Annotated in this window: 11 protein-coding genes; 1 reads left to right on the forward strand and 10 read right to left on the reverse strand. The window is 65.6% G+C overall.

Annotated elements, in window-relative coordinates:
* From ACOJTD_RS20105 to ACOJTD_RS20115, 3 genes are all read right to left on the reverse strand, one after another.
* Positions 1-533: enoyl-CoA hydratase-related protein (locus ACOJTD_RS20105; RefSeq protein WP_420134631.1), on the reverse strand; the 533-nt coding region annotated here is incomplete at its 3' end.
* Positions 534-635: 102 nt separating this feature from the next.
* Complete coding sequence (locus ACOJTD_RS20110; protein WP_420134632.1) at positions 636-1,457, reverse strand: alpha/beta fold hydrolase; 822 nt, start codon at positions 1,455-1,457, stop codon at positions 636-638.
* Complete coding sequence (locus tag ACOJTD_RS20115) at positions 1,454-3,007, reverse strand: benzoate-CoA ligase family protein (protein WP_420134633.1); 1,554 nt, start codon at positions 3,005-3,007, stop codon at positions 1,454-1,456. Before ACOJTD_RS20115 ends, ACOJTD_RS20110 begins: the two co-directional genes overlap by 4 nt.
* Before the next feature lie 125 nt (positions 3,008-3,132).
* Here ACOJTD_RS20115 and ACOJTD_RS20120 point away from each other — a divergent pair, with 125 nt between their 5' ends.
* Positions 3,133-4,068, forward strand: a complete 936-nt coding sequence (locus ACOJTD_RS20120) for a helix-turn-helix transcriptional regulator (protein WP_420134634.1) — start codon at positions 3,133-3,135, stop codon at positions 4,066-4,068.
* Positions 4,069-4,200: 132 nt separating this feature from the next.
* On the opposite strand, the gene ACOJTD_RS20125 is transcribed toward ACOJTD_RS20120, so the two are convergent.
* From ACOJTD_RS20125 to ugpB, 7 genes are all read right to left on the reverse strand, one after another.
* Complete coding sequence (locus ACOJTD_RS20125; RefSeq protein ID WP_420134635.1) at positions 4,201-4,911, reverse strand: ABC transporter ATP-binding protein; 711 nt, start codon at positions 4,909-4,911, stop codon at positions 4,201-4,203.
* Positions 4,908-5,666 carry an ABC transporter ATP-binding protein gene (locus ACOJTD_RS20130; protein ID WP_420134636.1) on the reverse strand — a complete coding sequence of 253 codons (759 nt, stop codon included), beginning with the start codon at positions 5,664-5,666 and terminating at the stop codon, positions 4,908-4,910. Before ACOJTD_RS20130 ends, ACOJTD_RS20125 begins: the two co-directional genes overlap by 4 nt.
* Positions 5,659-6,648, reverse strand: coding sequence for a branched-chain amino acid ABC transporter permease (locus tag ACOJTD_RS20135; RefSeq protein ID WP_420134637.1), 990 nt, complete (start codon positions 6,646-6,648; stop codon positions 5,659-5,661). Before ACOJTD_RS20135 ends, ACOJTD_RS20130 begins: the two co-directional genes overlap by 8 nt.
* Positions 6,649-6,837: 189 nt before the next feature.
* A complete protein-coding gene (locus ACOJTD_RS20140) occupies positions 6,838-7,710 on the reverse strand; it encodes a branched-chain amino acid ABC transporter permease (RefSeq protein ID WP_420134638.1) in 873 nt (290 codons plus the stop codon).
* Between the two features lie 333 nt (positions 7,711-8,043).
* On the reverse strand, positions 8,044-9,252 hold the full coding sequence (locus ACOJTD_RS20145; RefSeq protein WP_420134639.1) for an ABC transporter substrate-binding protein: 1,209 nt from the start codon (positions 9,250-9,252) through the stop codon (positions 8,044-8,046).
* Positions 9,253-9,680: 428 nt separating this feature from the next.
* On the reverse strand, positions 9,681-9,977 hold the full coding sequence (locus tag ACOJTD_RS20150) for a PilZ domain-containing protein (RefSeq protein ID WP_420134640.1): 297 nt from the start codon (positions 9,975-9,977) through the stop codon (positions 9,681-9,683).
* 70 nt (positions 9,978-10,047) lie between these two features.
* Positions 10,048-11,331: a sn-glycerol-3-phosphate ABC transporter substrate-binding protein UgpB gene (gene ugpB / locus ACOJTD_RS20155; protein ID WP_420134641.1), complete on the reverse strand. Its 1,284-nt coding sequence runs from the start codon at positions 11,329-11,331 to the stop codon at positions 10,048-10,050.
* Positions 11,332-11,488 lie beyond the last annotated feature (157 nt).

An 11,488-nucleotide genomic window follows, 5' to 3' on the forward strand; every position in this document is an offset into this window, starting at 1 on the left:
ACGGCGAGCAGCGGCACTTCCGGCAACGCCACCGCGGCGGCGCCGTCGTCCGCCATGATGATCTGATCGGCCGCCAGCGCCAGCTCGTAGCCGCCGCCCGCCGCGGTTCCGTTGATCACCGCGATGCTGCGCTGACCGGAGAACTCGGAGGAGTCCTCGAAGCCGTTGCGGGTCTCGTTGGTGAATTTACAGAAATTGACCTTGTGGGCATGCGTCGCGCCGGCCAGCATGCGGATATTGGCGCCCGCGCAGAACACGCGGTTCTTGCCCGAGCGCAGCACGATCACCTTCACGCCCGGATGCTCGAAGCGCAGCCGCTGCGTCGCGTCGGCGAGCTCGATATCGACGCCGAGGTCGTAGGAGTTCAGCTTGAGCTGATAGCCCTCGAACAGGCCGCCATTCTCGTCGACATCCATGATCAGGGTCGCGACTTCGCCATCGACCGCCAGCTTCCAATGCCGATAGCGCGACGGATCGGTCTGAAAATCGATCCGGCTCGCTCCATTCGCGAGAACGCGATCCTCCGCGGCCATGCGGCTCCTCCCTAGACTTGATTGATGTGCATTATAATGCACGATCTTAAGCCCGTCCAGCGACAACCCACCGGAACATGCATTTTGTTGCAGGCGATCGAGTTAGGCAGCGTCGCCGCGTACAGCCTCGCCGTGGTCTTGCAACAGACGATTGGCGAAGTCTGAGACGGCCCGGAGGGTGGCTTCCGTGGCCTCGCGGTGCGGGGCATGTCCGGTGTTCGGCAGGATCACCGTTTCGATCGGGCAGTAGCACTCGGCCTTGGCGATCGCGATCTGCCGCAGCGTGCCATACTGATCGTCGGTGCCCTGCACGATCTGCACCGGCACGCGGATATAGGCGAGGTGATCGGCGATATCCCAGGAGCGGAACGCCGGATCGAGCCAGGCGTCGTTCCAGCCGCGGAAGGCGTTGTCGACATCCTTGTGCCACCTGGCCAGCTTGGCGCGCAGCTCGGTCGTCTCATACGCCTGCTTGATCGCGGCGATCGACTGCACCGAAATATCCTCGACGACGAAATGCGGCGCGATCAGCGTCACGCCCCGGATGCGATGGTCCGGTACGCCGCCCGCATAGATCGCGGCGATCGATGCGCCATCGGAATGGCCGACGAACAGGCCGCGCTGGAAGCCGATCGCGTCGAGCACGCGCGGCAGCACGTCGAGCGCCTCGCGATGCATGTAATCAACCTTGCGCGGCAGCGCGGCCGGGCTCGACTGCCCGTAACCGGCGCGCGAATACACGAACACGCCGGCGCCGGTCGCCGCCGCCAGCTTATCGGAGAAATCACCCCACAGCCCGACGCTGCCGAGCCCTTCGTGCAGCAACACCAGCGTCGGGGCTTCGGCCGGCGACGAGCCGATCATGCGATATTCGAGCTGGTGATCGCCGATGGTGAGATGGCCGGAAGGCGCGAGCTTCGTCACTGCGCACCCTCGCGTAGTTTAAAGCGCTGGATCTTGCCGGTGGCGGTCTTGGGCAGGCTTTGCACCACCTCGATCCAGCGCGGATATTTCCAAGGCCCGACCTTCTGCTTGACGTGATCCTTGAGCTGCTCGTAGAGGCCATCCGCGACGAAACCTTCGCGGAGCACAACGTAAGCGCGCGGCTTCAGCAGACCGTCGAAATCGGCGTCCGGCACCACCGCGGCTTCGAGCACGGCCGGATGCGTGATCAGCGCGCTCTCGACCTCGAACGGCGACACCCAGATGCCCGAGACCTTGAACATGTCATCGGCGCGGCCGCAGAAGGTGTAGCGGCCGGAGGCGTCGCGGATGTATTTGTCGCCGGTGCGCGTCCAGCTGCCCTCGAAGGTCGCGCGGCTCTTGCTGCGCTGATTCCAGTAGCCCTCGCCGGCCGATGGCGCATCGACCAAGAGTTCGCCGACTTCGCCATCGGCGACGTCGGCGCCGGTTTCGTTGACCAGCCGCACCTTGTAGCCGGGCACAGGCCGGCCCGAGGTGCCGTACTGAATGTCGCCAGGCGCGTTGGACAGGAAGATGTGCAACAGCTCGGTCGAGCCGACGCCGTCCAAAATGTCGGCGCCGAACCGCGCCTTCCAGGCCAGCCCGACGGACTCCGGCAACGCCTCGCCGGCCGACGTGCAAACGCGCAGCCGCGCGCCGGCGGCCTCGCTCTTCAGCGCCGGATCGTTCAGCATTGCGGCGAACAAAGTCGGCACGCCGCAGAAGATGGTCGGGTTATAGCGCTGCATCAGCTTGTAGATCACCGCTGGGGTGGGGCGTTCGGCGTTCAGTACCGTGGTGGCGCCGACCGACAGCGGGAAGGTCAGCGAATTGCCGAGCCCGTAGGCGAAGAACAGTTTCGCCGCCGACAGCACGACGTCGTCCTCGCGGATGCCGAGCACCTGCTTGGCGTAAGTCTCGGCGGTGGCGGCGAGGTTGGCGTGCAGATGCCGCACACCCTTCGGCATGCCGGTCGAGCCCGACGAGTAGAGCCAGAACGCCGGCTCCTCGGCGTGGGTGCGCGCGGTGTCGAAGCTGTCGCTCTCGCGGGCGAGTTCGTCAGCGAGCTTGAGATGGCCGTGCGCGTCGTTGCCCGACACCACAACATGCGCGAGATCCGGCAGCCCGGCGACGATGTCCTTCACCACCGGATAGAGCGTCTCGGAGACGAACAGCACGCGGGCGCGGCAGTCGGCCAGCACGTAGGCGTATTGCTCGGCGGTGAGCAGCGTGTTGAGCGGCACCGGCACCACGCCGGCGCGGATTGCGCCGAGGAACACGACCGGGAAGTCGATCGTGTCCAGCATGATCATCGCCACGCGCTCTTCGCGGCGAACGCCCAGCCGGCGCAGCATGTTCGCGGCACGGCAGGTCTGAGCCTGCAGCTGCAGATAGCTCAGTTCGGACACCGTGTCGGTGAAGGCGAGCTTGTCGCCGCGTCCCTCGGCGACATTGCGGTCGAGCAGCCAGCTCACCGCATTGTACGACCCAGCCCCGGTCATCCCGTGCATCGCCCGGTCCCGCCAAGGTTCATGGCGTCCTCCCATTAGAATTATAGTTCATTAGAATTATAGTGCATAGGAAGCCACCAGACCGGGTTGCTGTCAATCCTGCACGGCACTATGATTCAGCCCGCATGAGCGCGCTTCCCGATACCCCCGAGACCAATGAATCCGACGCCGGCTTCCTGCTGGAGCTCGGCCAGCGCGTCCGCACGCTGCGCGGGCTGCGCGGCATGTCGCGCAAGGTGTTGGCGAAAGTCTCCGGGATTTCCGAGCGTTACATCGCGCAGCTGGAAAGCGGCAAAGGCAACGTGTCGATCATGCTGCTGCGCCGCGTCTCCGACGCGCTGGCGACGCCGCTCGAGGACCTGCTGCCGTCGGGGGATCCGTCGATCGACTGGCCGGTGATCCGCGATCTGGTGCGGCGCGCCACGCCGGTGCAGATCGCGCACGCCAAGGACGTGCTGTCCGGCATGGGCCGGCTCGGCGCCGGGGCGCGGCGGGCCAATGCGTTTCACGGCGTAGCGCTGATCGGACTCCGCGGCGCCGGCAAATCGACGCTGGGGCGGATCCTCGCGGACAAGATCGGCTGGAGCTTCGTCGAGCTCAACAAGGAGATCGAGGCGCAGAACGGGCTGTCGGTCGCCGAGATCATCGCGCTGTACGGCCAGGAAGGTTTCCGCCGCATGGAGCAGGCGGCGCTGACGCAGTTGTTAGCTCGCAAGGAACTGATGGTGCTGGCGACCGGCGGCGGCATCGTCTCCGAGGCGATCACCTTCGATCAGATCCTGTCGTCGTTCTACACGATCTGGCTGAAGGCCGAGCCCGAGGAACACATGGCGCGGGTGCGCCGCCAGGGCGATCTGCGTCCGATGGCCGACGACCGCGCCGCGATGCAGGAACTCCGCACGATCCTGCACAGCCGCGAACCACTGTATGCGCGCGCCGCCGGCGTGCTCGACACGGCGGGACTAACCGTCGAGGCGGCCGCCGCAAAGCTGATCGCAATGGTGTCGCCGGTGCTGTGCCGCGACGCCTGCGCGTTCGGACTGAAGGACGAGACGGTGTAGATAGCACCGTCATTGCGGGGCGCGCGCCCTTTGCGCGCGAACCCGGAATCTCGAAATTGTGGGAAACATCGGAGTCGCGGAACAGCTCGGGATTCCGGGTTCGCTACGCGCCCCGGAATGACTGACTAACTGTTATACGCCCAAATGCCGCTCCAGCAGCTCCGGTTGCTCGGCGAGTTTTGCCGGAGCACCGTCGAAGACGATGGCGCCCTTTGCAAGCAGCACCATGCGGTCGGCGATCGCGGCCAAGCTGCGGAAATCCTTGTCCACGACTAGCGTAGCGACGCCCTCGCCGCGGATCACGCCGAGGGTGCGCCAGATTTCCTGCGCGACCAATGGCGCAAGGCCTTCGGTCGCCTCGTCGATCAGCAGCAATTCCGGATTGGTCATCAGCGCGCGGCCGATCGTCAGCATCTGCTGCTCGCCGCCGGAGAGCTGATGGCCACCATGGCCGCGGCGTTCGGCGAGCCGTGGAAACAGTTCGAAGATGCGCGGCAACGTCCACGTCGCGCGTCCGTCGCGGCCGGGGCGTGCGGCCATGATCAGGTTCTCGACGACAGTGAGGGCGCCGAACACGCCGCGGCCTTCCGGCACGAGCGCGACACCGCGGCGCGCGATCGCTTCGGGCGGCCGGCCGCCAATCTCCTCGCCATGAAGTAATCGCCGGCCGCGGCACGACGGCACCAGGCCCATCAACGTGCGTAGTAACGTCGTCTTGCCCATGCCGTTGCGGCCGATCAGCGCGATCTGTTCGCCGCGAGCGATGGTGAGGTCGATGCCGTGCAAAATCTGGCTGGCGCCGTAGAACGCCTCGAGCCGCTCCGCCTGCAGCAGCGTTGTCATGCGGCGTCTCCGTGGGTACCGAGATATGCCGCCCGCACCGCCGGATGGCGCCGCACGTCTTGTGGCAAACCTGAGGCAATGACCTGACCGTCCTGCATCACGGTAAGCCGGTCGGCGAGCTCGAATACCGCGTCCATGTCGTGCTCGACAATCAAGACTGCGTGGCGTTCGCGCAGCGAAGCGATCAGCCCGATGATGCCGCGCGCCTCGGCGTGGCCCATCCCGGCGAGCGGCTCGTCGAGCAGCACGATCGCCGGATCGGTGGCCAGCACCATGGCGATCTCGAGCTGGCGTTGTTCGCCGTGGCTGAGCACATTGGCGATGATACTTTCACGGCCGGCCAGATCGGCGCGACTAATCGCATCGGCCGTGCGGCGCTGCACCTCGGGGTCGGTGAAGGCGCCGCCGAACATCCGCAGCGGCGCGCGGGAGCGGGCCTGCGCGGCGATGCGGACGTTTTCGTGGACGGTGAAGCGGGGGAAGATCGTGGTCTTCTGAAAGGCGCGGCCGATGCCGGCGCGGGCGCGCTTGTCCGGCGCGAGCGCGGTGATATAAGCCTCGCCGAGTTTGATCTCGCCGCTGCTCGCGATCAGTTCACCCGATAGCAAGTTGATCAGCGTCGACTTGCCGGCGCCGTTGGGGCCAATCACCGCGTGGATCTCGCCGCGCTTGATCTCGATCGAGACGTCGGCGACGGCGCGCAGGCCGCCGAAGCGTTTGCCGAGCCGCTCGGCGCGCAGCGTGGTCTCAGGCATGGCCGGTCTCCGGCGCAGCGGCGGACGTCGTGGCCGGTTTGTTAGCACGCGCGGGCGTGCGTTCCCCCATAACCATCGGCCAGAGCTGGCGCACGCCGTTCGGCAGCAGCAGCACGATGGCGATGACGATGACGCCTTCGATCAGCTTCCATTGCTCGAACGTCGCCTTCAACAGTTCTTCGAGTCCGAGCAGCACCAGCGCGCCGATCAGCGGGCCGGTGACGGTGCTGAGCCCGCCGATCAGCACCATCACCAGTGCCACCGCGGATTGATGCCAGCCGAGCATCTGCGGCGCGACGAAGCCGAACTGGATCGCCGCGAAGTAACCGGCGAGGCCGGCGAGCGCGCCGGACAGCGTAAAGGCGATCAGGCGGATGCGGAAGATCGGAAAGCCGAGCGCGCGGGCGCGGCGCTCGTTGTCGCGCGCGGCGGCGAGTGCATGGCCGAACGGCGAGCGCACCAGCATGGTGAGCAACGCGATCGCGCCGACCGTCACGGCCAGCACCACGAAATAGAACACCAGCGGCTTGTCGAGATCGAGCAGCCGGACGCCGGCGATCATCAGTTCGGGCTTGGCGTTGATGAAGGCGCCGTCGGAGCCGCCGGCGAAATCGGCATCGTGGAACAGATAGAACAGCATCTCGCCGAACGCGAGCGTCACCATGATGAAGTACACGCCCCGGGTGCGCAGCGCCAAGGCGCCGATCACCAGCGCCACGGCGCCAGCGGCAACCACCGCGGCGGGCAGCGTCAGCAGCAGCGAAGCCGGATCGTATTTCGGCGACAGTAGCGCCAGCACATAGCCGGCGAGGCCGAAGAATGCGGCGTGGCACAGCGACACCAGCCCGCCCTGCCCGACCACCAGATTGAGCGCCATCGCCAGCACGCCGAGGATCAGCACCTTGCTGGCGAACTGGACGTAGTATTGCGGCACGAAGAAGGGCAGCGCGATGGCGGCGGCGAGGCACAACGCCGGCACCATCCCTGCTCTGATAAGGCTCGCTCTCTCCTTCGTCATGGCCGGGCTTGTCCCGGCCATCCACGCCTTTGCTGCGGAGAGATCGTCAAGGCGTGGATGCCCGGGCCTTCGCCGCGCCGAAGGGGCTCCGGCCCCGCAGGCGGGACGAGCCCGGGCATGACGGAGGTGGTCATGTGAGGATGACGCTTCATCTCACACCTCCCGCCGGCCCAAGATGCCATTGGGCCGCCACAGCAGCACCAGCGCCATCAGCAGATAGATCAGCATGCCCGACACGCTCGGAAAGAACACTTTGCCGAAGGTGTCGGTGAAGCCGATCAGCAGGGCGCCGATGGCGGCGCCGGCGACCGAGCCGATGCCGCCGAGCACGACGACCACGAAGCTGAGGATCAGCATGCCGTCGCCCATGCCGGGATACACCGTCGACATCGGCGCGGTGACGATGCCGCCAAGTGCGGCGAGTGCGATGCCGACCGCAAAGACGAGACGATTGACCTTGTCGTAGTCGATGCCGAGCACGCGGGTCATCTCGCGGTTCTCGGCGCCGGCGCGGACGATCATGCCGATTTTGGTGCGGGTGATGACCAGGAAGATCACAGTCGCCACCGCGAGGCAGAACACGCAAATGGCGAGGCGATACACCGGGTATGACAAGTTATCGGTGAGCTGGATCGAGCCCGACAGCCAGTCCGGCGGCGCAACGGAATGCACGTCCTTGCCGAACAGGATCTGCCGCACCTCGTCGATCACCAGGATCAGCCCGAACGACAGCAGCACCTGCGCCAGATGATCGCGGCCGTACAGCCAGCGGATGAATACGCTCTCCAGCGCAAGGCCAAGGACGAAGGCGATCGCCACGCCGCCGATCAGCGCCGCCAGATAGTTGCCGGTCATCAGCGCGATCCAATAGGCGAGGTAGGCGCCCAGCATATAGAACGCGCCGTGCGCCAGGTTGATCACGCCGAGAATGCCGAACACCAGCGTCAGCCCGCTGGCGACCAGGAACAGCACCATGCCGTATTGCACGGCATTGAGCAGCTGAACGCCGAAGGTGATCAGGTCCATGGCTTAAGCCTACTAAGACGCGCTGAATGCGCTTGCGTTCGTCATTCCGGGGCGCGAGCGCAGCTCGCGAGCCCGGAATCCATAACCACCGCCAGGGGATATGGATTCCGGGCCCGCGCCAAGGGGCGCGTCCCGGAATGACGAGGCTTACTTTGTGTCTGCTGACTCACCACGCCGCTCTTTCCGTACCAGCCCTTTCCGCTCCGACGTCATTGCCGGGCTTGACCCGGCAATCCATCTCTCGCGAAAACCTTCATGCTTTGATGGATGGCCGGGTCAAGCCCGGCCATGACGACCTGTTGGTAAACTGCACAGCTGCGCCCGCGAAAACGCTCAAGTCATCCTGCAGCCGCGCGCCGGATCATCCACGGCGCTTTGCGCGATCGAGATCATTTCGTTGCGGCCGTTGCGGACTTCGCGGAGGTAGATGTTCTGCACCGGGTTGTGGGCCTTGTTGAACGACAGCGGGCCGCGCGGGCTGTCGATCTTCGCCGCCGCCATCGCCTTGATCATCGCGTCGCGCGCGGCGGCATCGCCCTTCACGGCGTCAAGGCCGATTTCGAGCAACGAGGCGGCGTCAAAACCCTGCACCGCGTAGATGTCGCCGTCCTTCTGGGTCTTGGCCTTGAAGGCTTTCAGGAACGCGACGTTGGCGGGATTATCGAGATTGTCGGCGTAGTGCAGGGTGGTCTTCAGCCCGTTCGCCGCTTCGCCCTGCGCCTCGATGGTGCCGTCGGTGAGGAAGCCGGCGCCGTACAGCGGGATCGTCTTGTTGAGGCCCGCGGCGGCGTAGTCCTTGACGAACTTCACCGCGCCGCCGCCAGCGAAGAAGCTGAACACCGCATCCGGCTTGAGCTGCGCGATGCGGGTGATCAGCGCCTGGAATTCGACCTGCGGGAATGGCAGCGTCAGATCCTCGACGATCTTGCCGCCGTTCTTGGTGAAATTCTCCGAGAACGCGCCGATCATCTCGGCGCCGGCGGTGTACTTCCAGGTGATCGTCGCGACGTTCTTGATGCCGGCGTCGGCCATCACCTTGCCCATCGGGAAGGTGGTCTGCCAGTTCGAGAACGAGGTGCGGAAGATGTTCGGCGCACAGGCTGGCCCGGTCGCGTCGTTGGCGCCGGCGTTGGGGATGATCAACATCGTGCCGCTATCGCGCGCGACCTTGACCATCGCCATCGCGACGCCGGAGTGCACCGTGCCGATCACCACGTCGACCTTGTCGCGGCCGACCAGCCTGTTCATGTTGTCGGTCGCGGTCTCCGGCTTGGACTCGTCATCGACCTGCACGAAAGTGACGTCGCGGCCGCCGAGCTTGCCGCCGAGTTGCTCGACGCGCAGCCGGAAGCCGTCGTCGATGAACTGGCCGAGCTTCGCATATGTGCCGGTGTACGGCAGCATCAGGCCGACCTTGAGCGGCGCCGCCTGAGCGATCGCCGGCGTGGCGAAGCGCGGCAGCGTGGCGAGCGTGGCGGCACCGGCCGCGCCGGTGAGCAGCGCGCGGCGTGATAATGGCGGCAGAATTCGACTGTCGGACATGGCGTTCCTACCCCTTGGTGTTTGTTTGTCCGGTGATTTTTATGTTGTGAGCCCATCCCGACGTTGCCGCCGGCCGAGCCTCGTCCCGAACCTTGGTGGCAGCATAATTCAGGACGACGCGAAGGCAAGAATTATAGTGCAGCTTAGTTGAGGAAGGTCGACGAGTTGAAGGGCGAAGGCTCACCGTGCGACGCCGCATGGCTTCTCTTGCAAGCCAGAGAGGCGGCGTGGCACAGCCGCTAGTCTGCGAGTCGGAGCTTTCTTCCCGAGGATGACTGCGGCGATCCGCCGCTTATCGGCCGCTTAGGGGTCAGCAAGACGTCATCACCTCCCGCAAACGCGGAAGGGACAGCCGAAGCGTCAGCGAAGGCGAAGCGGCGTCCGCCGGTCCGCGTCGGGCCGAATGCGTCAGACAGGCGCGAGCGCCGCTAATGATCGAACGCGACGCCGATGCGGTTCTGCTTGATCCAGACGAGGCGGCAGTCGCGAACACCGCCGGACGTCACCAGGCGGAACCGCTCCGGCACGTAGGCGGTGTTGTCGACTTCGATCGCGGCTCCCTCCTCCGAAATGTTGACCAGGAGGCAACCGAGGCTGACGCCGTTGAAAGAAACATGAGCTGGTTCCCCGATCTCGCGCCGGGGAAATCTGCGGTTGTCATCCACCCTGTCGTCCGTCTTTTTTTCAGTTTCATGCCGGCGATGGCAGCCACCGCGACTCGGCAAGTGACGAACACCACACACCAGCGATAATTCCGCCGCTACCCGATCGGCGCACGCAGCGTCCGGCTTATGCTCAGGGCTGCGTTCTTTCGAACTGCCGCAGCAGCTTGTTGCCGCGCTCGACCGCCGAATCCATCGCCGCCTGGGCGGATTTCTTGCCGCTGAACGCTTGTTCCAGCTCGTCGTCGATGACGTCGCGGATCAGCACGAAGGATCCGAGCCGCAGCCCGCGCGAATTGTCGGTCGGCGGCTTCAGCGTCATCTGCTCGATCGAGATCGCGGTTCCGGGGTTGCGATCGTAGAAGCCCTGCGCGCGGGTCAGCTCATAGGCGGCGCGCGTCACCGGCAGATAGCCGGTCGCCTGATGCCAGGCGGCCTGCACTTCCGGCCGCGACAGATAGGCGAAGAATTTCGCCACGCCCTTGTATTCGTCCGCCGGCCGGCCGCGCAGCACCCACAGCGTGGCGCCGCCGATGATGGTGTTCTGCGGCGCGCTGGCGACATCCGGCCAATACGGCAGCCGGCCATAACCGACGTCGAACTTCGAATTGGCGATGATGTCGGCGCGGGTCGCCGACGAGCCGATGAAGATGCCGCAATCGCCCTGCTGGAACCGCGGCTCGGCCGTGGTGGCGCGGCCGCTATAGTCGAACACCTTGGTCTTCTGCCACTCGGCCAGTTGGGCGACGTGGCGGATGAGCAGCGGATTGTTGAACACCAGCACGGCGTCGAGCCCGCCGAGGCCGTTGGCGCGGGTGGCGAGCGGCAGGTCGTGATAGGCGGAGAAATTCTCGACATTGACCCAGGACGGCCACGACGTGGTGAAGCCGCAGGCCGCGCCGCTATCGACCAGCTTCTTGGCCGCCGCGCCGAGCTCCGGCCAGGTGCCGGGCGGCTTCTCTGGATCGAGTCCGGCTTTCCGGAACATCGTCTTGTTGTAGTACAGGATCGGCGTCGAGGCGTTGAACGGAAACGACAGCATGTTGCCGGCCAGGTCGACATAATAGCCGGCGACCGCCGGCAGATAGTCGGCCGGCGAAAACGCCTCGTGCTCGTCGCGCATCAGTTCGTAGACTGGATAGACTGCGCCCTTGGCCGCCATCATGGTGGCAGTGGCGATCTCGTTGACCTGGACGATCGCCGGCTGGGTCGAGGAGCGAAACGCGAAGATCGAGGCGGTGACGGTTTCGGTGTAGTTGCCCTTGTAGCTGGGCACCACGCGGTAATCCGATTGCGAGGCGTTGAAATCCGCCGCCAGCTTCTCCAGCCGCCGGCCGAGCTGGCCGGACATCGCGTGCCACCAGGCAATATCGGTCGCCGCCCGCGCCGGCATCGCGCCCGCGAACGTCAGCAGCATGGCGAATGTCAGCAGGATCCTGGCTCGCCCCCGCCGCCGCTCACTCCCGATAGCCATATCCTGCGCCGGTCTGCTACATTGGCGGGACTTCTCCGGCCCCGGTCTCGGGATGCAACTCTATGGGATCGAACTTGCTGCTGTCCAGTCGAGCCGCGAC

The organism is Rhodopseudomonas sp. (assembly GCF_048594845.1).
Lineage (GTDB): Bacteria > Pseudomonadota > Alphaproteobacteria > Rhizobiales > Xanthobacteraceae > Rhodopseudomonas.